Source organism: Loktanella sp. PT4BL (assembly GCF_003201935.1).
Taxonomy (GTDB): Bacteria; Pseudomonadota; Alphaproteobacteria; order Rhodobacterales; family Rhodobacteraceae; genus Yoonia.
This window is the reverse complement of record NZ_QJJL01000006.1, coordinates 18534-43748: the sequence shown is the minus strand read 5'-3', so window position 1 is coordinate 43748 and position 25215 is coordinate 18534. Positions and strand designations below refer to the sequence as shown.

Sequence of the window (25215 nt, the reverse complement as noted above, 5' to 3'; positions counted from 1 at the left end):
TTTAGGTCATGGACCATCGGCCGCGGGTTGAGTAGATCGGGCCGCGGGTGGTGGCGCGAAACAACTAAAGCGGCCAAAATTATGCGATATTCTTCTTTGCTGGCTTCCGTCTTCCTGACGGGTGCCATGATCATGCCGGTCGGTGGCCTTTACGCTGACTCTTCCTTTCAATCCGCAGGCAGTGCGCAGTCCATCATTCAGGATACGGGCGTTGCGAACCGTCTTACAGCGGCCCAAGTGCTGTTGTCATGGACGCAGGCTGTGCCTGCTGCGGCTTGCCACCTGCACAATCAGGTCAATGTCGAGGATGCGGCAGAGCTCCTTGCTGTTGGCGATGCGCAGGTGGAAGAAGTGCTGAACGCGCTCTTGGAGGGTGATATCTTTTGGGGGATCGAAACACCTGAAACACGCCGCAAGACAATTGCCGAAATTGAACAACTGCGCGCGACTTGGGCCCCTGCACAACAGGCGGCAAGACGGCTCTTGGAAACACCAACCGACAAAGACGCGGCCTTGATCCTCACGCAAGCATCGGATGACCTTCGCGAGCAGACATATCAATTGGCGACAATGCTGGACGCACAGTATTCGAGCTCGGCCGAAATCCAGGCGCGGGATATCATGTTCATTCAACTCGCGGGCCGTCTGGTGACTTTGAACCAGCAAATGGCTCTTCAGGCCTGTCTGCTCTGGTCGGAAGGGATGGACCAGACAATCGCTGATGAACTCAAGCAGACGATCCAGGCCTACAACGGTACGTTAAGCGCCCTGCGCAATGGATTGCCGCAGATGAGCATTCTACCTCCGCAGACACCCGGGATCGCGGACAAGCTGGAAGAGATTGGCAGTGTCTGGGTGCAAAATCAGCCGGTGCTCAATCTCGTTGCCGTGGATGAAGAGATTACCGATCAACAGCGATTTGATCTCTACTACAAGCTGATTGACGAGAAAGTGGTCTTGCTTGATCTGCTCTATCTTTATCAGGACCATTCAAAAGTGGCCTTCTAACCGGTCCGGTTGGGATCGTTGCCTTGTAATTAGGGGTTGAAACGCTGTGTTGTCTCGCTTAAACGCGGCGCCATACATGCGCGTGAGGCCCGCTTTGGCCAGAATCACCGGTTCGAAAACCCGGGGCTTGGGCTTGATGCGCGAATGATATTCAATTTGGCCCGATCAAGGCCCAGCTAGGAAACGAACACATGGCAAACTCACCTCAGGCGAAAAAACGCGCCCGTCAGAACGCAGCACGCTTTGCAGTCAACAAGATGCGTCGTTCGCGCATCCGTACATATCTGCGCGCTGTTGAAGAAGCGATTGCATCCGGCGACCCAAAGGCCGCAGCAGCGGCTCTAAAGGCAGCTCAGCCAGAACTGATGCGCGGTGTCACCAAAGGTGTCATGCACAAGAACACAGCGGCACGCAAAATGTCCCGTTTGGCGTCACGCGTCAAAGCTGTCGGTTGATTCTGTCGTAATCGGCAAAATTCCAAAAGTTCAAGCGCGTCCAGACTGGGCGCGCTTTTTTTGTTTTACTGTGGTCTGCCTGCGCAGAAAATGAGACATTTCAAAGCGCCAAGAGATTCTTTTCCGACAATCGCTGAGTCAAGCGCGATGTTATGTTGAAGCGGTCCCAAACCCCTTGCTACCTTAGCCCTGCGATTCACATCGTTCCGGGGGGACATGAGGGGATTTGCAACTGATCGGGTGATAAGACGTCGTCGTTGACGGGTTTTTTCACCGAACCAGAACGCAAATTTCATGCTAAGGTGCCGTGGAGATTGCAGTGCAAACTGCAAACCCGTGTCATTTTGTGTCTGCGTCAGGGCCAAGGTCTGCTCTTTGGTTTCTGGTTGCTGTTCGTGGCCCGTTGAGCTGCCGTTTGGCGTCTGTCTGCATCCTTGCGATGCCGGTTTTCGTCTCGGTCTATGGTTTTGGGTAAAAGGCGCTGGGGATCAAGTTGGGCAACTTGATCTGGTTGACCTTTTTTGTCCTCGGTGTTGTGGCGCAGGCGCGATTTTCGCGTCTCACGTGGTAGCTGCGAATGTGGGACAAAGGCATAAAATGACGAACGAAATTTGGGCGACGGTTTTGGCTGCTCTGAAAAGTGCACTGGGGAAGAACAGTTATTCCAGCTGGATTGAACCGCTCGAATTCAAAGAACTGGTAGATGGCGTGGCCGTATTTGATGTGCCCACGAATTTTATCGGGAACTATGTCTCACAGAACTTCGGTGATCAGATCCTGTATCACATGAATAATCTGGGCCAAGAGGTCCAGCGCCTGCAATTCCGTGTCCCGTCGCAAATGCGCCCGACAGCCAAGCCCCAAACGGCCAGAAAAGCCGCCGAACCCGAAGCCGGATCAGGTGCGCCTCTTGATAGCCGGTTCACGTTTGACACCTTTGTCGTCGGCAAACCGAACGAGCTGGCCCATGCGGCCGCCCGCCGCGTCGCCGAAGGTGGCCCTGTCACATTCAACCCGCTGTTTCTTTATGGCGGCGTCGGGCTGGGCAAGACCCACCTGATGCATGCGATCGCGCATGAGCTGAAGCTGCGTTCGCCGGAATTGAACGTGCTTTATCTCTCTGCCGAGCAGTTCATGTACCGCTTCATCACCGCATTGCGCGAACGCAAGATGATGGACTTCAAACAACTCTTCCGTTCGGTCGATGTGCTGATGGTGGATGATGTGCAGTTTATCGGCGGCAAGGACAGCACGCAGGAAGAATTCTTTCACACCTTCAACGCGCTGGTTGATGGTCAGAAACAGATCATCATTTCTGCCGATCGCGCACCGGGCGAGATCAAGGACCTTGAAGAGCGGATCAAATCCCGCCTGCAATGTGGTCTTGTGGTGGACCTGCACCCGACAGATTACGAACTTCGCCTTGGCATTCTGCAGTCCAAGGTCGAGGTCTACTCCGCCCAATACCCCGAACTTCAGATCGCTGATGGTGTTCTGGAATTCCTCGCGCACCGTATTTCAACCAATGTGCGCGTTCTGGAAGGCGCGCTGACACGTCTTTTCGCCTTCGCGTCGCTTGTGGGCCGCGAAATTACGCTGGACCTGACACAGGATTGCCTGTCTGACGTGCTCAAGGCGTCGGACCGCAAGGTGACGGTCGAAGAGATCCAGCGCAAAGTGTCCGAGCATTACAACATCCGCCTGTCCGACATGATCGGCCCCAAGCGCGTGCGCAACTATGCCCGCCCACGCCAGATCGCGATGTATCTGGCCAAGCAGATGACCAGCCGCTCACTGCCCGAGATCGGGCGGCGTTTTGGCGGGCGTGATCACACAACGGTCATGCACGGGGTCAAGCGGATTGAAGAGCTCAAGGCGCTGGATAGCCAGATCGCCGATGATCTGGAACTCTTGCGCCGCGCGCTGCAGGAATAAGCCTGCAAAACAGGCCCGAAGCTTGACGTGGACACACCCATCGTCAACAGTCCAGAAAACGCTTGAGGGTGGCGCAAAATAGAGTACATTTTGCGTCCCGATGGCGTCGGATGCCAAGATATGCGGAGATTGGGATATGAAATTCAGCATTGAACGTGCGGTGCTTCTTAAGGCTGTGGCGCAAGCCCAGTCCGTGGTCGAGCGGCGCAATACGATCCCGATTTTGGCCAACGTCCTGATCGAAGCGGAAGGCGACACTGTCCAGTTCCGCGCGACCGACCTCGACATCGAGATTGTCGACCGCGCGCCCGCCAAGGTGGAACGCGCGGGGGCGACAACAGTTGCTGCGGTTACCCTGAATGAAATTGTGCGCAAACTGCCTGATGGGGCTTTGGTCACGCTGACCGAAGACGGCGCATCCGGGCGGCTGAGCATTGAGGCAGGACGGTCGAACTTCTCTCTGGCGACATTGCCGAAAGAAGATTTCCCTGTGATGGCCTCTTCCGACTACGCCGCCAATTTTTCGGCACCCGCCCCCGTGTTGCGCCGCCTGTTTGATAAATCCAAATTCGCAATCTCGACCGAGGAAACCCGCTATTACCTCAATGGTGTTTATATGCATGTCGCCGACAGCGAAGGCGGCAAAGTGCTGCGGTGCGTTGCGACCGACGGCCACCGTCTTGCCCGGATCGACGCCGACCTGCCCGCAGGTGCAGCCGAAATGGCCGGCGTGATCGTGCCACGCAAGACCGTGGGCGAATTGCGCAAGTTGCTTGATGATGACGATATGCAGATTGCGGTATCCGTGTCGGAAACCAAAGTGCGCTTTGCGACACCGGATATCACGCTGACCTCCAAAGTGATCGACGGGACGTTCCCCAATTACACCCGTGTGATCCCACAAGGAAATACCCGCAAACTCGAAGTGGACGCCAGCGAATTTGCCCGCGCTGTGGATCGCGTGGCGACTGTATCATCCGAGCGGTCGCGTGCCGTGAAGCTGTCACTCGATGAGGACCGTTTGATCCTTTCCGTGAACGCGCCTGACAGCGGTGCCGCCGAAGAAGAGCTTGCTGTTGCCTATAGCGACGAGCGGTTGGAAATCGGATTCAACGCGAAATACCTGCTGGAAATCGCAAGCCAGGTGGACCGCGAAAACGCGGTGTTCATGTTTAACACGGCGGGTGATCCGACACTGATGCGTGAAGGCAACGACACCTCGGCGGTCTATGTCGTCATGCCGATGCGCGTGTGACGAGCCCCAAAATTTTTGAAAATTTTGGAGGCAGGATTTTGCAAAATCCTGACAACCGCTTGTGAATACGCTCGCCCTGCAAGAGCTGACGTTGTCGCATTTCCGCTCGCACAAACGCGCGTCCTTCACGCTTGATCCGCGCCCTATGGCGATATTTGGCCCCAATGGTGCGGGCAAGACCAACATCATTGAAGCCGTCTCGCTCCTTTCGCCGGGGCGTGGCCTGCGCCGCGCAGGGGCCGAGGACCTCGCGCGCCGTCCCGAGGCCCTGGGCTGGAAGATCACCGGGATCCTGCAATCCCTCCACCAAACCCACGAGGTCGAAACATGGGCCGAGGCCGGCAACCCCCGCCAACTCCGGATTGACGGCAAGGCCGCGCCGCAAACGGCCCTTGGACGGATCGGGCGCGTTCTCTGGCTGGTGCCTGCGATGGACCGGCTCTGGATCGAAGGTGCCGAAGGACGCAGGCGCTTTCTTGATCGTGCGACGCTCAGTTTCGAGCCGACCCATGCAGAGGCCGTGTTGACCTATGAAAAGGCCATGCGCGAACGCAATCGCCTGCTCAAAGACATGGTGCGCGACGCCCATTGGTATACCGCGATCGAGGCGCAAATGGCCGAGGCGGGCGCCACTATCCAGCGCAATCGCCTTGATGCAATTGACGCACTGACCACGGCGCAAGCCTCCGCCACCACGGCCTTTCCCACGGCCACGCTCGCGCTCACGTCACCCGAGCCAGTGCCGGACGACCTGCAAGCCGCACTCGCCGACAACCGCGCCCGCGACATGGCGGCAGGCCGCACGCTGATCGGGCCGCACCGCGCTGATCTGGACGCTGTCTTTGCCGACAAGGGCGTGCCTGCCAAGGATTGCTCGACCGGTGAACAAAAGGCGCTGCTGATTAGCCTGATCCTTGCCAATGGCCGCGCGCTTGCCCGCGATTTCGGTGCGCCACCCATCCTGTTGCTGGATGAGGTCGCAGCCCATCTTGACGCAGGCCGCCGCGCAGCGCTCTATGATGAGATCTGCAGCCTCGGCGCACAGGCTTTCATGACCGGCACAGGGCCCGAACTTTTCACCGAACTCGGCGCGCGCGCGCAATACGCGGAAATCACTGAGGTAGACGGACAATCTACCGTCACGCAAAGGGATGCACCATGACACCACAACGCGTCACATTGATCACCCTCGGGGTGGCGGATCTGGACCGTTCCAAAGCCTTTTACGCGGCTCTCGGCTGGACCCCGACCAATGACGAAGGGGAAGTTGTGTTCTACCAGATCAACGGCATGGTGCTTGGTCTTTTTGGTCTTGCTCCCTTGGCGAAAGATCAGGGGCGGCCTGATGCAAAACTGGGCACCGGTGCCGTCACGCTGGCGCAGAATTTCACCACTGATGCAGATGTTGATGCCGCCTATGCCGCCGCCCTTGCAGCAGGGGCGACCCCACTCAAGGCGCCGGAAAAGGTCTTTTGGGGTGGCTATTCGGGCTACTACGCGGACCCTGACGGTCACGTCTGGGAAGTTGCGCAAAACCCGTTCTGGACCCTGAACGCCGACGGCAGCCTGACATTGGACACCGCATGACAATCTCGGCCTACGAACTCCTGCTCTATGCAGGAGCGCTGATCATCTTGTTTATGACACCCGGTCCCGTATGGATCGCGTTGCTCGCACGGTCACTGTCGGGCGGGTTTCAGGCCGCTTGGCCGCTCGCTATCGGTGTGGCCATTGGTGATATCCTCTGGCCGCTGGTCGCGGTATTGGGGGTGGCATGGCTGGTGTCGGAATTTGCTGGCTTCATGGATTTTCTGAAATACGTCGCTGTCCTTGTCTTCATGCTGATGGGGGCGGCATTGATCCGCAACGCCGACCATGGGTTGGATGCCAACAGCAGGCTGATGCGGCCGGGCAGATGGGCCGGGTTTCTGGCCGGTGTCGCCGTCATCGTTGGCAACCCCAAGGCGGCGCTCTTCTATATGGGTATCCTGCCCGGTTTCTTTGATCTGAGCAGGGTCACGCCGTTTGATATGGTTGCGATCTGTACGCTCAGTTTCATGGTTCCCTTGGTCGGAAATCTGGTTCTGGCCGCCTCTGTGGATCGCGTACGCGGAGTGCTGAAATCACCCGCCGCAGTGCGCCGGATGAATATCATCGCGGGCTGTCTTTTGATCGGTGTGGGCGTTGTCATCGGGCTGACCTGAGCCCGTGAGCGCCGGACCGCAAAAACCACAAAATATTGTGCCATTTGCGTGACAAACGCCCCCCAAAAGCGTATATTTTGGGCAGAAGAATACAGGATTTCCGACATGGCCAATGAGCCCCAACAACAAGAAGACTACGGCGCAGATTCCATCAAAGTTCTCAAGGGCTTAGAGGCGGTGCGCAAGCGCCCGGGCATGTATATCGGCGATACCGATGATGGCTCGGGTCTGCACCACATGGTTTATGAGGTCGTCGACAACGGGATTGACGAGGCGCTGGCCGGTCATGCCGACCATGTCTATGTGAAAATCAACGCCGACGGATCGGTCACCGTGGGCGACAACGGGCGCGGGATTCCTGTGGGCATCCACGAGGGCGAGGGTGTTTCCGCCGCAGAGGTCATTATGACCCAGCTGCATGCGGGCGGCAAATTCGACCAGAACTCCTATAAGGTGTCGGGCGGTCTGCACGGCGTGGGCGTGTCCGTTGTGAATGCGCTTTCGGATTTCCTTGAGCTGCGCATCTGGCGCGATGGCAAAGAACACTATGCACGCTTCGAAGGCGGCTTTACCACCGAACACCTGCGCGTTGTGGGTGACGCAAACGGGCGCAAAGGCACCGAGGTGACGTTCCTTGCCTCGACCGACACCTTCAGCAACCGTGACTTTGAATTCAGCATTTTGGAAAAGCGTCTGCGCGAGCTGGCGTTTCTGAACTCTGGCGTGCGGATCATCCTTGAGGACCTGCGCCCCGCCGAACCGCTCAAGGCGGATCTGTTTTATGAGGGCGGCGTCAAGGAATTTGTCAAATACCTCGATCGTTCCAAGACCCCTCTGATGGAAGAACCCATATATGTGACTGGTGAACGCGATGACATCGGCGTCGAAGTCGCGATGTGGTGGAATGACAGCTACAACGAAATGGTGCTGCCTTTTACCAATAACATCCCTCAGCGTGATGGCGGCACCCATCTGGCCGGTTTCCGTGGCGCGCTCACCCGTGCCATTGCGAAATATGCCACCGAGACGGGGATCTCGAAGAAGGAAAAAGTGTCTCTGACCGGCGATGATGCCCGCGAAGGTCTGACCTGCGTTTTGTCCGTGAAAGTCCCTGATCCAAAGTTTTCCAGCCAGACGAAAGACAAGCTGGTCAGTTCGGAAGTCCGTCCGGCCGTCGAGAATCTGATGGGTGAAAAGCTCAACGAGTGGTTCGAAGAGAACCCGCAAATGGCCAAGTCGATCATCTCGAAAATCGTCGAAGCGGCCGCTGCCCGCGAAGCCGCGCGCAAGGCCCGCGAAATCCGCCGCAAATCGGCAATGGACGTAAACTTCAACGCCTCCAAGCTGAAGGACTGCTCGGAAAAAGACCCCTCCAAGACCGAAGTCTTCCTTGTCGAGGGTGACTCAGCTGGCGGTTCCGCCCAGACAGGGCGCGACCGCAGCACACAGGCGATCCTGCCGCTGAAGGGTAAAATCCTGAACGTCGAACGCGCCCGTTTTGACCGCATGCTTGGCAGTCAGGAAATCGGCAACCTTGTCATGGCGCTGGGCACCGGCATTGGCCGCGACGAGTTCAACATCGAAAAGCTGCGCTACCACAAAGTCATCATCATGACTGACGCGGACGTTGACGGCGCACACATCCGTACTTTGCTGCTGACCTTCTTCTTCCGGCAGATGCCGCAACTCATCGAAGGTGGCTACCTCTACATCGCACAGCCCCCGCTTTACAAAGTCTCGCGCGGCAGGTCCGAGGTTTACCTCAAGGATCAGGCCGCGATGGATGAATATCTGATCGAGCAGGGCATTGACGGGGCGATGCTCCGCCAAGGCAACGGCGAAGAAATCGCCGGTGCTGATCTGCGCCGTGTGGTGGAAGAGGCGCGCCAACTCAAACGTGTGCTGGAAGCCTTCCCGACGCATTACCCGCGCCACATCCTTGAACAGGCCGCCATCGCCGGTGCTTTTGTGCCTGGTGTTGTGGAAAATGACCTGCAAGGCACCGCCGATCGTGTGGCCGAGCGGTTGAACCTGATTGCGCTGGAATGGGAACGCGGCTGGCAAGGGCGCATCACCCAAGACCACGGTATGCGGCTTGCCCGTATGCTGCGCGGTGTCGAAGAGGTGCGCACGCTTGACGGCCCGATGCTGCGCGGTGGCGAAGCACGGCGCACTGGGACGTTTACCCAAAGCCTGCAGGACGTCTACAACCTGCCTGCCACACTGATCCGCAAGGACCGCAGCCAGGCGATCCACGGCCCGCTTGACCTGCTCAAGGCGATCCTTGAGGAGGGCGAAAAGGGCCTGTCCTATCAGCGCTACAAGGGGTTGGGCGAAATGAACCCGGATCAGCTTTGGGAAACGACGCTGGACCCTGACGCGCGTACGCTGCTTCAGGTCAAGGTCGAGGATCTTGCTGAGGCGGACGATTTGTTCACCAAGCTGATGGGTGACGTGGTCGAGCCGCGCCGCGAATTTATCCAGAACAATGCGCTGAACGTGGAAAATCTGGATTTCTAGCGCCTGCTAGCCTTTTCTGCTCCGTGTCAGCGTGAACAGGAAAGGCGCCAGCGCGATAACCATCGTGATGCGGATGATATGCATCACCGAAACATAGGCCACATCCTGGCCCATCGCGAGCGTGAGCAAAGACATCTCGGTCAAACCACCGGGCGAGAAGGCCAGAAAGGCCTGCGCGAGGGGGATGCCGCTGATGACGACAATCAATTCCGCAAACCCCACCGCGGCGACCAGCATCAGGAATGATGCGACCGCCGACAGCCCGATATCGGTTCTGACTTCGCGCAAAGTCGCCCCGACAAACCGTGTGCCGATGATCGTTCCAATCGTCACCTGCGCTGCGATCACAAAAATCGTCGGCGGCGCCACCGTCACCCAGCCCGCGATATGGGCCACACCGCTCAGGATCATGGGGCCGAAAATGGGTGCGGCAGGCAGACCCAGCCACTTGCCCAAAAGCGCGCCCAGAACAGCGCAAATGCCAAGGATCACGTAATCCAGTGCGGTAATCTGATAAAGCCCGATCCACTGTGCGGCACCGCGCCCACCACTTGTCACGCCCAGCACCAAGCCAAAGAACAACGCCACGAATACGATAATAATCAACACGCGCGCCGCATGGGCCAGAGCGATCCGGCGCTCGTCTCCGCCTGCGGCGGCACCGAGGATCAGCATCTCGTTGATACCCCCGGGCATCGCGGAATAGAAAGCGGTGACCGGATCGTAACGGCCAAGCCTGCGGTAAACGGTATAAGAAATCCCGGCTGCACAGATCAAAAACAGCGGCAATAAAAGCAAAGTGATAAGCCAGCTTCCCAAAAGGCCCAGCACGTCCGCCGACACACCGGACCCCAGCATCACACCGATCACAGGGATCACATAGGGGCGGAGCCTGTCAGGGCCCGCAATTGGTGCCCGCAGCATCGCGGCGACTGTGTTTGCCACCATCGGCCCAAGCATCCATGGCAAGGGCAAGCCCGCATAATAAGCAGCCAACCCACCGCACAGCCCAATCGCCAGCGCCAGCAATTGCGGCATGAGTGGGTACGAACCGCGCATACCGAGGATCTAGACCCCGCCGATATGGTTCGTGCCGCGCGCCTTGGCCAATTGCATTTGCTTCTGCCGCTCGCGGAACCGGCCCTTATCCGCCTCTGATGTCTCGTGAATGCAGTGGTGGCAGGATACGCCCTGCTCGAACGCTGGATTGTCGCGGTCTTCGGGCAGTAGCGGACGACGGCAGGCATGACACAGGATATGCGGCCCTTCCGTCAGCCCATGTCCCACGCTCACCCGCGCATCAAAAACGAAACATTCGCCGTCCCATTTGCTTTGCTCTTGGGGGACTTCCTCGAGGTATTTGAGGATGCCGCCCTTCAGGTGGTAGACATCTTCGACACCCTGACCCATCAGGTAATTCGTTGATTTTTCGCAGCGAATCCCGCCGGTGCAGAACATCGCGATCCTTTTGTTGTGGAACCGGTGCTTGTTCTTTTCCCACCATTCGGGGAATTCGCCAAAGCTTTTGGTTTCGGGGTCGACGGCGCCTTCAAAGGTGCCAATCGCCACTTCGTAATCGTTGCGGGTATCAATTACGGCCACGTCAGGCGCGCTGATCAGATCGTTCCAATCGGCAGGGTCCACATAGTTGCCGACCCGCGCCACCGGATCGACATCGGGCTGGCCCATCGTCACGATTTCCTTTTTTAGCCGCACTTTCATGCGGTGGAAGGGCGGCGTGGACGCCGTGCTTTCCTTCCATTCCAGATCGGCACAGCCGGGCAGGGCGCGGATATGCGCAAGCACGGCATCAATGCCAGCGCGCGGTCCGGCAATCGTACCGTTGATCCCCTCTTTCGCCAAAAGCAGGGTGCCCATGATCCCATTGGACTTGCACAAATCCAACAATGGCCCCCGCAGGGCGGCGGGATCATCAAAGCGGGTAAAGTGATAGAGCGCAGCGATAGTATACATAGGCACTCAAATACGCCTGTCCGCCGAAAGGGGCAAGTCGCGGGATGCTGCAATCGCCAGACCGTCCGCAACAGCGGTAAAGGCTTCGGCCCTTTCATGCGCGGCCTGCGGGAAAAGCGCTGTCATCGTATCCTCGACCACCGTCAGAAGGCTGGAGCCGCCCACAAAAACGATCCTGGAAATCCGGTCGGGCCCGATATCGGCCATCGCCAGCGTTTCGCGCGCGCAGGTCCCGATTTGTGCGGCCTGATCTGCCAGCACATTCTCCATCGCTTCCTGGGTCAAACGCGCCCAGAGCGCGGGTTCGAGCACGCTCAGATCAATCCCCACGTCTGCACGATCCGGCTGATTTAGTTGAATTTTCCCCGCTTCGACAGCAAAGGCAATGTCATGGCCCAATTCCATCTCAAGAACGGTATTGAGCCGTGCGAATAGCGTGGGATCAACGCCAAGCTTTGCAAAATCCGCCGCCATCCGCCGGTTTTCGGGTGTATAGAGAAAAGGAATTTTTTGCCACGTGGCAAGGTCGTTGAAAATTGCGTTCGGGGCCGTATGCCGCCCTTGGCCCATCGCATTGCGGACCTCGGCACCGCGCCCCAACAGCGGCATGACTTGCGCGATACTGATCGCGCGGTCAAAGTCGGTGCCGCCAACGCGCACGCCGTGGCTTGCGATAATCCGCGTTGTCTCGCCGTCGCGTTCAAAGATGGAGAAATCCGACGTACCGCCGCCGATATCCACGATCAGCCCCAGTTCACCGCGATCTATCGGGCCACTGGCAAGGGCGGCGGCCTCGGGCTCGTACATAAACGCCACGTCTTTGTAGCCTGCCAAAAGATAGGCCTCGCGCAGGTCAATCTCGGCCTGCGCATTGCGGGCGGGATCGCTGGAATGAAACCGCACCGGACGACCTGATAGAGCGACCTCAAAATTCTGGCCAGTCTCGGCCTCGGCTCGTTCACGGATCATCTGCAAAAACCGCGCCACGACCTCCAATAGCGTCATGCGCTCATAGGCAATCTGACGCCGCTCGCGCAGTAAAGGCGTGCCCAGCACCGATTTCAGGGCCCGCATGAACCGCCCCTCACGCCCCTCGATCAGCGCGGCATTGGCGACAGAGCCATAGGTCGTGACCTTGCGGTCATAATCAAAAAAGACCGAAGTCGGCAGTGTCGTGCGCCCCTGTTCCACCGCAATCAGATGCGGGCGGCCAGCAGCCATGATGCCCGCTGCAGTGTTCGAGGTGCCAAAGTCGATGCCCAAAACCGCCATTTCTACCACCTGATCCTTGCGTAAAAGACGCCGCAGATAGGAAAATAAGCTGCCACTGGCAAGCGCTGTTTTCCAAATCCAATAAAGCGGTCGCAGGTCGGGGCCGAACAGGTTAGCTTGCGCCCATCAACAATTCGGAGCCCGCCATGACCCATGCCCTACTCGTAATCGACGTCCAGAATGATTTCTGCCCCGGTGGCGCATTGGCGGTCGCGGGCGGTGATGAGATTGTCGCAGGCATCAACACCGCCATGGCCAATTTCGATGCGGTGATCCTGACACAAGATTGGCACCCAGCAGGCCATTCTTCATTCGCATCAACGCATGATGCGGCCCCGATGAGCATGATGGAAATGCCTTACGGGCCGCAGGTGCTCTGGCCCGACCACTGTATCCAGGGCACACAGGGTGCGGCCTTTCACAACCAACTGCACGTTGACCGCGCCGACCTGATCATCCGAAAAGGGTTTAACCCCGCGATTGACAGCTATTCGGCCTTCTTCGAGAACGACAAGACGACACCAACGGGGCTGGAAGGCTATTTGCGCACCCGCGGGATTGCGACCCTCACTCTGGTCGGGTTGGCGACAGATTTTTGCGTGAATTATTCTGCCGTGGATGCGGCCAATCTGGGGTTCGATGTGACGGTGAACATGGCGCTTTGCCGCGCAATAGATTTTGACGGCTCATTGGATGCGGCCAGGGATGGCATGGCGCAGGCGGGTGTGACACTGGCCTAGCGGCCTCTGCCTGCGAACCAGACCGAGGATGCGCCCGCCGTCATAATAATCACCAGACCAATCAGGCTTAGACCATCCGGCCATTGGCCAAAAACCAGCCACCCGATAACCATGGCCGCCAAAAGCTGGCTGTAAATCAAAGGTGCGACAACACCGGCGGGCGTGTTGCGGTTTACCAGAACCAGCAAAAGGTTCCCCCCTGCCGATCCCAAGGCCGAGATGGTGATCAGCCCCAGATGGGAAAGCGTCATGTCGGGGATGGGGGCCAGTGCAAAGGGCGAGAGCAGAACAGCGCCGATCAAGAGTTGGGAAAACAGCAAGAACCGCGGGCGGAAGCCCCCGGCGAGCCAGCGGGTCGCCACCAGATAGGACCCGTGAAAACACCCCGCCAGCATGGCAAAGCCCATTCCTGTCGTCATGCCAAAACCCGGGCGCACGACAAGTAAAACGCCAGCAAAACTGACCAGCAAAAGACAGGTCCGCAGTGCGGTAATCCGTTCGCGCAACAAGAGCGCCGAAAGGAAATAGGACACCACGGGCCCCACAAAGAAACCCGCAAAAACATTCGCCAGCGGTTCGGTTCTCAGCGCGGTCAGGATACAGACGATGCCGCCCACAATCAAGGCAGCGCGCAGATAAAGCCGCCAGTCCGTCAGATGCGCCAGATCCGCGCGCACCAGCCCGCACAAAGGGGCCAGCAACAAAGCCGCCAGCGCAAAGCGGGTCCATGCCACAAAAGTCTGGGGGAAACCCGCGCCGGTCAGCACCGTCGCCGCCGCATCCCCGCCCACAATCAGCGTCATCGCCAGAACGACAGCGCCAACCAGACGGGCGGAATAGGGAGTGGTCGTCATACGGGGGCCTTTTGACGCGCGGCGTGTGACGGGATCACATCAGCGTTTGGCTGGCGACATAGAAAAGCAGGACCAGCCCCAGCAGAAGCCCGCCCAAGGCCAGCATCCGGCGGCCCTTCTTTTGTTGTGACGCGATACGTGCGGCGATGATCTCGTCGGTCAGATCGCCAGTTGGGGCACCCGGCAAAGGCGCCAACAGCTCATCCTCGACCGATTCTGCAGTCGAAAGCGCATTCATGAAAGCGTCAAAATCAAAGCCGCCCCAATTCACATTGGCCAGATCGTAGGCATCCAGATTGGCCGTGAGCCGGTCAATCAGTGCGATCCGCGCCTCTTCATCGCGCATCGGATAACGGCCCGGAGGGGCGCCGCTGTTGTACTCCTGCAAAACAAAGCCGCTCTCGGAGAAATAAGCCTGTACGGCGGTGTCTGCCTCTTTCAGCGCGGCGACTGTGGCCGGATCGCGGAACATCGCAGCCTTTTCGCTTGCCACGCTTGTTGGTGGCACCTCCACCATATCGAAATCGTAACGCAATGCCATGTTCACGGCCCCCTTGCCACACCAGCGCCCGCTTGATCTAACACGTAAGCGCCAGCAGGGGGAACTGAATATGGTTGATATCGCAACACGGGTCTGGAACCACAAGTGGAAGATCGATCCGATTGTGCGGTCCTTGATAGATACGGACTTTTACAAACTGCTGATGTGTCAGTCTGTTTTCCGCAATCATCCGGACACGCATGTGTCGTTTTCCCTGATCAACCGCACAAAATCCATCCGTCTGGCCGAACTGGTGGATGAGGGCGAATTGCGCGAACAGCTTGACCATATCCGCTCCCTGCGGCTGACCCGCGGTGAAAGCACATGGCTGCGCGGCAATACCTTTTACGGCAAACGCCAGATGTTCACCCCCGCCTTCATGGAGTGGTTCGAGAACCTGCAATTGCCGCCCTATCATCTGGAAAAGAAAGACGGGCAATACGAGCTCACCTTTGAAGGCACATGGCCCGAGGTGATGCTGTGGGAAATCCCCGCCCTTGCGGTGATCATGGAATTGCGCAGCCGCGCGGTGCTCAAGGATATGGGCAGGTTCGAACTACAGGTGCTCTATGCGCGCGCGATGACAAAGCTGTGGGAGAAAATCGGCCAGCTGCGCACGATCCCCGATCTGCGGGTCGCGGATTTCGGCACGCGGCGGCGGCATTCCTATCTCTGGCAGGACTGGTGCGTGCAGGCGATGATGGAGGGCCTGGGCGATAAATTCACGGGCACATCGAACTGCCGGATCGCGATGATGCGCGAAATCGAAGCAATCGGGACCAACGCCCATGAATTGCCAATGGTCTATGCGGCCTTGGCCGAGAGCGACGAGGCCCTGCGGCAATCGCCCTATGATGTGCTGGCGGACTGGCAGGAAGAACATGACGGCAATCTGCGCATCATTCTGCCCGATACATTCGGCACCAAAGGGTTCCTGCAAGGCGCGCCTGACTGGCTGGCAGGCTGGACCGGTATTCGCGTGGATAGCGGTGATCCTGCGGCAGGGGCCGAAACGGCGATTGAATGGTGGACATCGCGCGGCGAAGACCCGCGCGAAAAGCTGGTCATTTTCTCCGACGGGCTTGATGTGGACAAGATCGTCGAGTTGCACAAACAATTTGCGGGCCGCGTGCGGGTGTCGTTTGGCTGGGGCACGATGCTGACGAACGACTTCAAAGGTCTCGTGGCCAATGACGGACTCGCGCCGTTTTCACTGGTCTGCAAAGCGGTGTCCGCCAATGGCCGTCCCACGGTCAAGCTGAGCGACAACCCGAATAAAGCGATGGGGCCGGAGGCAGAGATCGCGCGTTACAAGCGGGTGTTCGGGGTAGGCGCGCAAGAGAAGATGGAGGTTATGGTTTAGGACAGTCAGCATAGCCCCCCGTCAAACCCGGATCACATATTCCTTCACCGTGGTTTCTTCCACGTCCCATTCGCCCGCGAACCCCGGGCGCAGGACAAAGCTGTCGCCGGTTTTCACCGTCATGCAGCTGCCGTCCTGCCCGTGGATATGCGACACGCCCGACAGGATGCGGCAGTATTCCCATTCGTCATAGCTGATCCGCCAGCGCCCCGGCGTGCTGCGCCAGATCCCGCAGTAGAGGCCGTCACGCTCTTCAAGGTTCCACGTGGTAAAGACCGGATCGCCCGAGACCAGCTTTTCCGGTGCGGGGCGGTCCGTTTCGCCCGCGCCTGTGGTGTCCAGTCTGTAGATCAGCATCGGTGGCCCTTTCATGCGGTTGTCTCGGGGCTATTGATGCGCGAAAGGGGCGGATAAGGGAAACGCGAAGTTAAGGCAGGCCCCGCCTTACGCATCGGGATCAACCGACCCCCGCAACGCCTTCACTTCCCCGCGCACTTTCTTTGCCTTCAGCCGCCGCTTCACCGATCCATAGGTCGGTTTCGTCGCCTGCCGCCGTTTTGCAACCACCAGCGCCTTGCGGATCAATTCGGCCATCCGGTCGCGCGCGATCTCGCGGTTGCGGGCCTGGCTGCGGGTCTCCTGCACAAAGATCACAACCGCGCCGTCCTTGGTCCATTTCTGCCCCGCCAGCCGCTTCAGGCGCGCCTTGACCGCCTCGGTCAGATGCGGAGAGCGCGCCGCCTCGAACCGCAACTCGACCGCCGTGGACACTTTGTTCACATTCTGCCCGCCGGGGCCGGACGACCGCGCAAAACTCTCGGTCAGCTCCCAATCGGCAATCTCGATCTGATCGTTGATACGCATGTGATGTCCGTGTGCGGGGGTGGATGGGGAGAGCATACACGGGCGGCGGGGGCGTGGGTAGGCGGTTGGGTAAATGAGATGGTTCGCAGCCTAGGAAGTCGGACATTCAGACGCTTGATAGGCGACACAATAGGCACACTTGACGTTGCTGCACGTCATGAGTGAGTATTGCACTGGAAGTGCCGGATTAGGGTTGAGGTCACGGTTTGAGCTATGATGATTATGAAGCTAATTTCGAAGCTGCCCTGCAATATTTGAGAGACTCTAGTAGGTCCCTTAAGCTTGCCAAAATATTCGGAACTGTAGTTGGCGCGGCTATGATCGCTTTGCACCCATGGGTTTCAACGCAAAGCTTTCAAAATGCTCAAGATATAGCCAGCATTTTACTCTGGGTGGGGTTAGCTCTTACGACATTTAGCTCATTAGTCCTTGTTTTTGCAGATCGCACCACTTCTGAAATACTTGCCGAAAATCTGCGGCTTTCAAAGCAGCACAGGGAAGATGAGGACGAGTTTGATTTCTACGAAAACTACGTCGATCACGTGTTGGCTAGGTTGTCACTAAACTCTTACATGCGCGAGATTGTTGAGGCTGCAACTGTTGATGACGGTTTTGACTTAGATGCACTAAAAAAGTCATCCAAAGCAGTGCTGGGTCTACTTGATGAACGCAAGACAGCCCTCTTTGGAATTCAAGATGAAAAGTGGAACTTTGGTGTTTATCGCTACGATGCAGAAGTTGAAAAACTTGTATGTTTGGCATGCAAAAGAGCAGATGAGGTCCCACCCAATCATGTGCACCGGAGTTGGCGTGTAGGAGAGGGGCATGTAGGACTAGCATACAGCAGAAGTAATGAAATTATTTTTTCAGATGCGAACACTCCCGAACTTCGAACTGTTGTCGGCGCAAAAGGGCAAAATTATCGTGAGTATGACGAGCATGCATATCGCTCTCTCGCCTCGATGCCTATTTCGACTGACGGTGCGAACCCTCTCGGAATACTCGTAGCTACCAGCGATAAAATTGGAAGATACCAAGATGAATCTGAAAGAGGAGAGCGTGACTGGGAGCGAGAAGATGCGTTAAGAGAAACTGCAGCTTTTCTTGCTATTCTTTTCAAGTTGATTCATGATGAGGGTGCAAAGAAGGTCGAAACATCCTAAATGATAAAGCGTAGAAACCTTTCTGGAGGAGTAGCCGTGGATTCAAAGTCAAAAATTGGACAGCTCACTCGTGAGATTGACGTTCTCGTTCGTGAATACGTAAAGAATGGTGATGCTACTGCTGTAGCAAAAGCTAGCAGACTATCTCGCGAACGGGAGGGACTGTTAAAGCCTAAAGTGTTTCGGTCAAACAAAATGAAGGAAGCAAGCTGAGTGAACTCAGAACTGCTTTGATGTAACGCTCTGAATAAGGCTTTGCGGTCTTAATCGCTAGCACCAAAGTCACTGCGACCTATATACTTGTATTTGTTATACTTTTGGGCATCGATATGCCAACATGTTGGCTCGTGGTTTCACGTAATCTTCTACGCCATATGTCCTCTACACACATAGTTACGCCCCAACCCCAACCACACACCTGTACATACGCCTTGTGTACAGCCTGTGTACGCCTTGTGTACGCCCCCGAACCCCCACGAAAAAGGGCCACCCCGGCGACGGGATGGCCCTTTCCTGAATTTCGGAGGTGGGTCGGTTAGGAACTCCACCTTGGGTTCACGTCAGCCAAGGGCTGCCCTAGCTGCGCTCCTCCCAAGTTGTCCCGACACACTTCTCCAATACCTCATGATGCACTGGATCACCTCCTTTCAAATGTTTCGCCTGAAAGCAGAAAACCACAGATTTGGTATATTTCAAGTAAAAAGATACCTGATGTCGTGTTTATGCGCTGCGCAGCAGCATACGCGTAACAATGAAGCGAAATGGCACCAAAGCGAGCAGCGCGATGCTGAGTTTCACGCCCCAGTCGGCCACGGCCAGTGTCACCCAAAGCGGCATCTCCGGTCCGGTCAGCAGGAAGGGTGCGGCGTCCTGCGCCCACATGACTTCTTCGGCGGCAGATGCGCTTAACCCGTTGAAAACGGCTGCAAATGCGATGGAAAAGAAGATCGCCGTATCGACGGTTGAGCCAACCAGCGTGCTGCCGAGAGGCGCCTTCCACCACGATCCGTCACGCAGGCGGTCGAACACGACGATGTCCAGCAATTGCGCAATGAGGAACGCCGTCGCCGAGCCGATCGCCACACGCAGCGCCACGGCCGGATACTCGAACCCGTCGCCCTGGATCATGATCCGGCTGCCGATCAGTGAACAGATGATACCCACGACAAGACCCGAGAACACGACCTTACGTGCCGCCGACGGCCCGTAGACGCGGTTCATCACGTCGGTGACAAGGAAGGCCAGCGGATAGGTGAACGCCCCCCAGGTCAAAAGCCCGTCGAGAAGCAGAAATTGTACGAGGATGTTGGATGCCACAACAATGGTGGCCATGGCGAGAACGCCGGGAAGGATACGTGTCATGCGATTAATCCGTTTTGACAAGGTTGCGGCACTTGGCCCCCGACGGGGACAGGGCGCATTAACGCCCTCTGCCTACTCCGTCAATCGGTATTCGACGATCTCGGTCCTTTGGAACATGCGAAAGTTGTCGTCGGAAATCAGCGTGATCCGCAGCCCTTGGGCGTCTTGCCAGACGCTGATCCCTTCGAGGTTATCATGTGTGCGCAGGCCAGTTTCGAGAATGGTCTCTTCATTGCGACCGTCCAGATCAAACCGCCTGATACGGCTGCGAAACCCGATGCCGGTAAAGTCGCGTTCCAGCACATAAAGCCTGCTATCGGGCCCGACATCCGCGCCGACAGGGAGGAAAGCCCCTGCACGTGTGATCTCGAACGGCTGATCCCAGACACCGCCTTTGAGCCTGAAGACAGGGAAAGGCCGCGTGGCCAGCCCCGACCTTTCGGGCAGTGTGTAAAGCGCGCCGTCCGGGCCAATTGCCAAGGCCTCAAGCCCTGAGTTGGGTTGAAAGGCATTGAAGTCCCGCGCGGTTACGAGTTCGGAGCCGGGCCGGTCAACGTCTGCAAAGGAACGGACGCCATCCTCGCCCTCAAACGAGACATAAAGCGTCCCGTCCGGCCCGATCGCGAGCCCCTCGCTATCGTTCAGGTCGTCGGCGAGCGGTGCACGGGTTGGTCCGAGCAGGCGGCGTAAGCCCCCCAAATCGATGCCGGTGATGGTGTCTCCGTCGCGTATGAATGTGCCGCGCGCGATGCTGCCGCGGTCTGTCAGGGCGACGAAATCCATTCCATCGGCCGTCACCTCAATGGCTGAGAAGCCGCCGAAGAGCCGGTCGCTCACGCGCCAGTCATAGCTGCCAAGATATGTGACCTCGGCATAGGCAGGCACGGCCCTGAGCAGGGCCAAGAGGCATAAAAAGCGGAACACTTACTGGGCGTTCAAGACGGCTTGGCACTGGCCGGGCAGGTTCGCCATCGTCAGCTCTGCGCGCGGTGTCGGTGGCGGCGCGTTGGGGTCCGGCGGTGGCGGGTTCAGGATGCGGTCGACCCATTCTTGTGCTTCGGCACAGCCATCGCCGGGCGGCGGTGGTGTCTGGTTCTCGCAACCCGCCGCACCCGCCGGGCAATTCAGGCGTACATGGAAATGATAGTGATGGCCCCACCAAGGGCGCACTTTGGAAAGCCAGCTGCGATCACCGGTTGCCGAATTACACATCGCGACCTTCGCACCGGGAAAGATAAAGATACGCGCCGTGCGCGGGTCTGACGCTGCGGCGCGGACGATCGCCTCGTGCTGGGGCGTCCAAAGGTCGTTGGTAAAGGCGCCCGCATTTCGCCGCATCGAGATGGACGAAATGCTTTCGCGCTCGGCCACTGTCAGGTCGAGCCGCTGGGGCGGTAGCATCCAGACATCAATGTCCAGACCGGTCTGGTGGCTGGCATGTCCGGTCAGCATTGGGCCGCCGCGCGGCTGGCTCATATCGCCGATATAAAGCCCCGCCCATCCGGGTTGTGTCGCGGCAAAGCGGCTGAGATCGCGGACGTAATCCAGCGTTTCGGGTTGCGCCCAATTGCGGTTGCGCGACAGCCGCATCGCCTGCCATGTCGGACCTGTTTCTTCCAACTGCTGTGCGCCTGCCTGACAGCCACGCGAATAACCCCCAAAGGGCTGCGATGCTTGCGGCGAGCCGGTGGGTGCCGCGCCGAACAATGTCTTGGCGATACGTGTGTCGTTGAAATTCTGGCTGGACAGGCTGACAACAGGCGGTTCTTCCGTCTGGCATGCGGCCAATCCGATGGTAAATACTGCTGCGATTATGAAGCGGACCATTCTGCGCGATCTCCGTCTTTATTCACCCACCGTAGCAACAAAAGCCCGATCAGGAAAAGAAAGATTACAGGCAAGAACCCTAATTGATTGCTACCGGTCATGATCGTGAACAAAGTGATCAGCGCAGGGGCAAGAAAAGCGGTGGCTTTGCCGGTAAGCGCAAACAGGCCGAAAGCCTCGGCGGGGCGGTCGGGATGGGTGTGACGCACCATCATTGACCGTGACGAGGCATAAACCGCACCGCCCGCGCCGCCGATGCAAACACCGCAGATGTAGAAGATGATGTCAGGGATGCCCGAGCCTTCGGCAAAGGGAATGCCGAAGATGCTTTCGCGTGACATACCCACGATGACAACCGAGACAAGGATCAGCACCCAGACAGAGGCGCGGATCACAGGTTTCGGGCCGTAGCGTGCGTCTGCCAGACCTGACAGCCATGTTGTGATGGCGGCGGCAATCGCGGCGATTATTCCGAACACGCCAATCTGGATCGTCTGCCAATCCAGCACCAGTGCCGCATAGACACCACCAAAGGCGTAAAGCGCATTGAGCGCGTCACGGTAGAACATCGACCCTACCAGAAAGTTCAGCAGGCTTTTGCGGTGAAAGACTGACCGCAGCGTTTCCATCAACTCGCCCCAAACCGCGCCCAGTTTCGTGGACTTCCGCGCGGCTTTGGGATCGTCGCGGACGAACATGAAGAAAGGGATGATAAAGATGACGTACCAGATCGCGATGAAAGGTCCGACAAAGCGCGTGCCCTCGCGCGCTTCCGGGTCCAACCCGAAGAGCGGCGCATTGCCCAGAGGGGTGACGCCCTGATCATTCTCGGCAAAGAGCAGGAGCATGATGAAGAGCGATGTCACGCCGCCCCAATAGCCAAAGGCCGCACCCGAGCCGGAAATCCGCCCGACCTCTTTGTCATTGCCCAGCGATGGCAGAATGGCGTTCACAAAGTTCAATGCGCTTTCGGCAGCAAAGAAGCCCACGTAGAACATCACGAGGACAAGGATGAGCGACGATCCGTCCGGTGTCAGCCCCCACAACATGAAGGTCGTGACGACATAGACGACCGAGAAGAATGCGATCCACGGCATCTTGCGGCCCGAGTTGTCCGCAAAAGCGCCCAGAAACGGCGCAGTGAATGCAATCAGTAGCCCTGCTACGGTTTGGCCTGCTGACCAGACCCATTGCGCCTGCGCGTCGGCCGCGCTCTCGGACATGCCGGTGCTGAAGAAATACTCGGTCGCGACAACTGCGAAATAGGGGCCAAAGATGAAGGTCAGGCCAAGCGTATAGAAAGGCTGCGATGCCCAATCGAAGGCCATCCATCCCCAGATGCGTTTCTTTGCGACTGCCATATTCTTGTCCCTGCTCTTCCCTGAAGGGATAAGACACAGATAAGCCTATGGCTGGCAAGAATTCTTTATTGCGACGTGCCGTCGTCCTCGGGTGGCCAGGGGCGGGTGTTATCCGCATCAATCCAGGCTTGCACCCATGCGGGCTTTTCGGGCGAGGGTTGGTCAAGCCCCACTGCCGCAAAGACACGGGCAGGGTTCACGATACCGTTCTTGTCGGTCACGGCGGCGCGGAACAGGGCTTGTACCGCGCATTGGTCACCAATCCAGATGGTATGCTCGAGATAAAAGAACCGCTCGCTCCAGCCGACCGCCTTGCTCACAATGCGGAATTTCACGAACGGACGGATCCGTTTGCGATAGCGGATCGACGCGCCCGCCATCGTCAAGCCCCAGCTTTCCTTGCGCAGGGCATCGAGCAGTCCCGTGCGCTGGGCAAGACCGGTACGGCCCAGATCAAGCATTGTCAGGATACGCCCGTTGTTCATTTCCAGGTATTGATCAATGTCCTGCGGCCAGCAGCGGTGATGCGACACATGGCTGCCCAAAGGGTGCAGCGGGGGCATACGTTTGGCTTTGAGAACCTCTTTGATGACGCGGATAATGGGGTACATGCGGTCGTCCTTTCTTGCCTCGCGGGGATGCGCCCACGTGACGTCCGCGTCAACTTTGACCTTGCGGCAGCCCTTGGGCTTGTCGCGGCGCGCGCAAGCGCTTAGATCGTGACAAACAGTTCAAAAAGGCCGCATCCATGCTGACAATTATCCAAGCCCTTCTGCTGATCATTGGCGTGATCCGGTTCTTTGTTATCGCGCATTTCATCATGAGCTGGCTGATCCGGTTTGAGGTCTTGAACATCCGGCAGGAATTTGTGGGTCAGGTCTGGTACGGGTTGGAGCGTGTTCTGGAGCCGATTTACAGCCGCGTGCGCCGGTTTATGCCGGATCTGGGCGGGATTGACCTGTCACCGATCGTTGTACTGGTCGGCCTTGAAATCCTGCGTATCTTCTTGATCAACAACATGTTCGCATTCGCCTAGTCTGGTTTTTGCCGATTGGGCGTTTAATTTCCCGCAAAGAGTTGCGCTGGGGCCGAAATTGCTCAAAACTATGCGTATTGGGGCAACGTGGCGGACCGGAATGCCGCCACAGAATGGGAAAGAACGACATGGGTTTTCTTAATCTGAGCAAAAAAGGTATCGCAATCGCGCTTTCGGCGCAGATGGTGCTGGCCACGCAGGCGGTAACAATGGCGCAGGCCGAGATGCTGGGCACAGATGCAGCGATCAGCAAATACACCGCTTTGGCGAACCGCAACGCGCTGATGGATGAAATGCAGCGCGATGAGGTCCGCGCCGAGATCGAAGCGCTTGGTGTCGATCCCGCCGAGGCCGAGGCCCGTTTGGCCGCACTTTCCGACGCAGAGATCGCCACGATGCTGACGCAGATGGAAAACGACAGCGCCGGTGCCGATATCGTGGGCACGCTGTTTACGATTTTCGTGATCTTGCTGGTTACTGACCTTTTGTGCTTTACGCGCTTCTTCAACTTTACGCGGTGTGTCCGCTAGGCGCATTTGTGAAACGCTTTGCCTGCCTGCTGGCCCTGTGCTGGCTGGCGGCCTGCGCGCCACCTTTTGATCCGGATGAACGCCTGTCCTTTGACGCCCCGACGCGGGCGCAAATCACTGGCGTGCCACTGATCCAGCAGGAAGATTTCTTCTGCGGTCCCACCTCGATTGCGATGGTCATGCAATGGGCAGGGGCGGATATCACGCAAGAAGAGGTCGCCGCCCTTGCCTTCAGCCCCGGCGCGGGAGGTACCTATCTGGCAGATATGATCGGCAGCAGCCGCAGGTTGGGGCAATTGGCGGTCGAGATTGATAACTTTGATCAGCTCTTGACCGAAGTGACCGCAGGCCATCCGGTGATTGTGTTTCAGAACCTCGGGTTCAGTGTGGTGCCTGTCTGGCATTACGGCGTTGTGACAGGCTATGATTTTGCACGCGATGAGGTCTATCTGAATTCCGGCCAGCAGGACCAGATGGTCATGCCGTTTGCGGTCTTTGAGCGCACATGGCGGCGCGGCGATTACTGGGGGCTGGTGGTGCTGCCGCCCGATCAACTGCCCGCCAGCGTGGACGAGGCCGAGGTCCTTTCTGCCGCTGCCGCGCTTGAGCGGGTCGCGCAGTATGAAGCAGCCGAAACGCTTTATGAAACGGGTGCCGCGAAATGGCCGGAAAACTGGCTTTGGCAATTCGGTCTGGGCAATGCCCGCTATGCGCAGGGCGATCTGCGGGGTGCGCGACAGGCATTGCGCCGTGCCCGCAGCATTGATCCCACGATTCCCGAAGTGCGCGCCAACCTCGCCTTTGTCGAAAGCGAAATCGCGGGCTAATTCCCCTCATTCGCCCCTCTCGTAACCCATCGGAAATCCGGCATGGCGTAAATGTGCTGCTTGCAGTCGCGCATGACCTTTCAGTGCCGTGACACAAATGGTCTATATTCGGGCAACGCACCTT

At 58.0% G+C, this 25215-nt stretch carries 26 protein-coding genes; 14 read left to right on the top strand and 12 right to left on the bottom strand.

Features of this window, described 5'->3' with window-relative positions; all coding sequences use genetic code 11:
• Positions 1-81: 81 nt before the first annotated feature.
• The 8 genes from C7964_RS15810 (at position 82) to gyrB (ending at position 9377) form a co-directional block, all read left to right on the top strand.
• Positions 82-1008, top strand: a complete 927-nt coding sequence (locus C7964_RS15810; protein WP_110280633.1) for a type IV pili methyl-accepting chemotaxis transducer N-terminal domain-containing protein — start codon at positions 82-84, stop codon at positions 1006-1008.
• A gap of 191 nt (positions 1009-1199) precedes the next feature.
• Positions 1200-1463, top strand: coding sequence for a 30S ribosomal protein S20 (gene rpsT / locus C7964_RS15805; protein WP_110280632.1), 264 nt, complete (start codon positions 1200-1202; stop codon positions 1461-1463).
• Positions 1464-2060: 597 nt separating this feature from the next.
• A complete protein-coding gene (dnaA, locus tag C7964_RS15800; RefSeq protein WP_110280631.1) occupies positions 2061-3398 on the top strand; it encodes a chromosomal replication initiator protein DnaA in 1338 nt (445 codons plus the stop codon).
• 136 nt (positions 3399-3534) lie between these two features.
• Positions 3535-4653 (top strand): DNA polymerase III subunit beta, encoded by a 1119-nt coding sequence (gene dnaN / locus C7964_RS15795; protein WP_110280630.1) that lies wholly within the window; start codon positions 3535-3537, stop codon positions 4651-4653.
• A gap of 61 nt (positions 4654-4714) precedes the next feature.
• Positions 4715-5815 (top strand): DNA replication/repair protein RecF, encoded by a 1101-nt coding sequence (gene recF / locus C7964_RS15790; protein ID WP_110280629.1) that lies wholly within the window; start codon positions 4715-4717, stop codon positions 5813-5815.
• The gene (locus C7964_RS15785; RefSeq protein ID WP_110280628.1) at positions 5812-6240 is read left to right on the top strand and encodes a VOC family protein; all 429 of its coding nucleotides are present in this window, start codon (positions 5812-5814) and stop codon (positions 6238-6240) included. Before recF ends, C7964_RS15785 begins: the two co-directional genes overlap by 4 nt.
• The gene (locus C7964_RS15780) at positions 6237-6857 is read left to right on the top strand and encodes a LysE family translocator (protein WP_110280627.1); all 621 of its coding nucleotides are present in this window, start codon (positions 6237-6239) and stop codon (positions 6855-6857) included. Before C7964_RS15785 ends, C7964_RS15780 begins: the two co-directional genes overlap by 4 nt.
• A gap of 105 nt (positions 6858-6962) precedes the next feature.
• Positions 6963-9377 carry a DNA topoisomerase (ATP-hydrolyzing) subunit B gene (gyrB, locus tag C7964_RS15775; RefSeq protein ID WP_110280626.1) on the top strand — a complete coding sequence of 805 codons (2415 nt, stop codon included), beginning with the start codon at positions 6963-6965 and terminating at the stop codon, positions 9375-9377.
• 6 nt (positions 9378-9383) lie between these two features.
• Here gyrB and C7964_RS15770 read toward each other — a convergent pair whose 3' ends face one another.
• Genes C7964_RS15770 through C7964_RS15760 form a run of 3 tightly spaced genes read right to left on the bottom strand, consistent with a single transcriptional unit; the run spans position 9384 to position 12623 of the window.
• Positions 9384-10436: an AbrB family transcriptional regulator gene (locus tag C7964_RS15770; RefSeq protein WP_110280625.1), complete on the bottom strand. Its 1053-nt coding sequence runs from the start codon at positions 10434-10436 to the stop codon at positions 9384-9386.
• A gap of 9 nt (positions 10437-10445) precedes the next feature.
• On the bottom strand, positions 10446-11351 hold the full coding sequence (trhO, locus tag C7964_RS15765; protein ID WP_110280624.1) for an oxygen-dependent tRNA uridine(34) hydroxylase TrhO: 906 nt from the start codon (positions 11349-11351) through the stop codon (positions 10446-10448).
• Positions 11352-11357: 6 nt separating this feature from the next.
• Positions 11358-12623 (bottom strand): Hsp70 family protein, encoded by a 1266-nt coding sequence (locus tag C7964_RS15760; protein ID WP_110280623.1) that lies wholly within the window; start codon positions 12621-12623, stop codon positions 11358-11360.
• A gap of 146 nt (positions 12624-12769) precedes the next feature.
• On the opposite strand from C7964_RS15760, the gene pncA reads away from it, so the two are divergent.
• Positions 12770-13363, top strand: coding sequence for a bifunctional nicotinamidase/pyrazinamidase (pncA, locus tag C7964_RS15755; RefSeq protein ID WP_110280622.1), 594 nt, complete (start codon positions 12770-12772; stop codon positions 13361-13363).
• Here the strand turns inward: pncA and C7964_RS15750 are convergent.
• Together C7964_RS15750 and C7964_RS15745 are read right to left on the bottom strand one after the other, a co-directional pair.
• A complete protein-coding gene (locus C7964_RS15750) occupies positions 13360-14217 on the bottom strand; it encodes a DMT family transporter (protein WP_110280621.1) in 858 nt (285 codons plus the stop codon). The two genes, pncA and C7964_RS15750, sit on opposite strands and share 4 nt — an antisense overlap.
• Positions 14218-14251: 34 nt before the next feature.
• On the bottom strand, positions 14252-14758 hold the full coding sequence (locus C7964_RS15745) for a hypothetical protein (protein ID WP_110280620.1): 507 nt from the start codon (positions 14756-14758) through the stop codon (positions 14252-14254).
• Between the two features lie 70 nt (positions 14759-14828).
• On the opposite strand from C7964_RS15745, the gene pncB reads away from it, so the two are divergent.
• Positions 14829-16121 carry a nicotinate phosphoribosyltransferase gene (gene pncB, locus C7964_RS15740; RefSeq protein WP_110280734.1) on the top strand — a complete coding sequence of 431 codons (1293 nt, stop codon included), beginning with the start codon at positions 14829-14831 and terminating at the stop codon, positions 16119-16121.
• A gap of 21 nt (positions 16122-16142) precedes the next feature.
• On the opposite strand, the gene C7964_RS15735 is transcribed toward pncB, so the two are convergent.
• A complete protein-coding gene (locus C7964_RS15735) occupies positions 16143-16478 on the bottom strand; it encodes a cupin domain-containing protein (RefSeq protein WP_110280619.1) in 336 nt (111 codons plus the stop codon).
• 87 nt (positions 16479-16565) lie between these two features.
• Complete coding sequence (gene arfB / locus C7964_RS15730) at positions 16566-16985, bottom strand: alternative ribosome rescue aminoacyl-tRNA hydrolase ArfB (RefSeq protein WP_110280618.1); 420 nt, start codon at positions 16983-16985, stop codon at positions 16566-16568.
• A gap of 206 nt (positions 16986-17191) precedes the next feature.
• Between arfB and C7964_RS15725 the strand changes: the two genes are divergently transcribed.
• Positions 17192-18148, top strand: coding sequence for a hypothetical protein (locus C7964_RS15725; protein ID WP_110280617.1), 957 nt, complete (start codon positions 17192-17194; stop codon positions 18146-18148).
• A 720-nt stretch (positions 18149-18868) separates the two neighbouring features.
• Here the strand turns inward: C7964_RS15725 and C7964_RS15720 are convergent.
• The 5 genes from C7964_RS15720 to C7964_RS15700 form a co-directional block, all read right to left on the bottom strand.
• Positions 18869-19510, bottom strand: coding sequence for a queuosine precursor transporter (locus C7964_RS15720; RefSeq protein ID WP_110280616.1), 642 nt, complete (start codon positions 19508-19510; stop codon positions 18869-18871).
• A gap of 72 nt (positions 19511-19582) precedes the next feature.
• Positions 19583-20434: an esterase-like activity of phytase family protein gene (locus C7964_RS15715; RefSeq protein ID WP_110280615.1), complete on the bottom strand. Its 852-nt coding sequence runs from the start codon at positions 20432-20434 to the stop codon at positions 19583-19585.
• A complete protein-coding gene (gene mepA, locus C7964_RS15710; RefSeq protein WP_110280614.1) occupies positions 20435-21337 on the bottom strand; it encodes a penicillin-insensitive murein endopeptidase in 903 nt (300 codons plus the stop codon). It lies immediately after the preceding gene.
• Complete coding sequence (locus tag C7964_RS15705) at positions 21322-22698, bottom strand: MFS transporter (RefSeq protein WP_110280613.1); 1377 nt, start codon at positions 22696-22698, stop codon at positions 21322-21324. Before C7964_RS15705 ends, mepA begins: the two co-directional genes overlap by 16 nt.
• Before the next feature lie 65 nt (positions 22699-22763).
• On the bottom strand, positions 22764-23309 hold the full coding sequence (locus tag C7964_RS15700) for an acyl-CoA thioesterase (RefSeq protein ID WP_110280612.1): 546 nt from the start codon (positions 23307-23309) through the stop codon (positions 22764-22766).
• A gap of 137 nt (positions 23310-23446) precedes the next feature.
• Between C7964_RS15700 and C7964_RS15695 the strand changes: the two genes are divergently transcribed.
• The 3 genes from C7964_RS15695 to C7964_RS15685 all read left to right on the top strand — a co-directional run bounded on the left by C7964_RS15695 (position 23447) and on the right by C7964_RS15685 (position 25091).
• Complete coding sequence (locus C7964_RS15695) at positions 23447-23734, top strand: YggT family protein (protein WP_076660626.1); 288 nt, start codon at positions 23447-23449, stop codon at positions 23732-23734.
• A gap of 128 nt (positions 23735-23862) precedes the next feature.
• Complete coding sequence (locus tag C7964_RS15690) at positions 23863-24264, top strand: PA2779 family protein (protein ID WP_055296970.1); 402 nt, start codon at positions 23863-23865, stop codon at positions 24262-24264.
• A gap of 8 nt (positions 24265-24272) precedes the next feature.
• A complete protein-coding gene (locus C7964_RS15685; RefSeq protein WP_286163997.1) occupies positions 24273-25091 on the top strand; it encodes a PA2778 family cysteine peptidase in 819 nt (272 codons plus the stop codon).
• Positions 25092-25215: the final 124 nt, after the last annotated feature.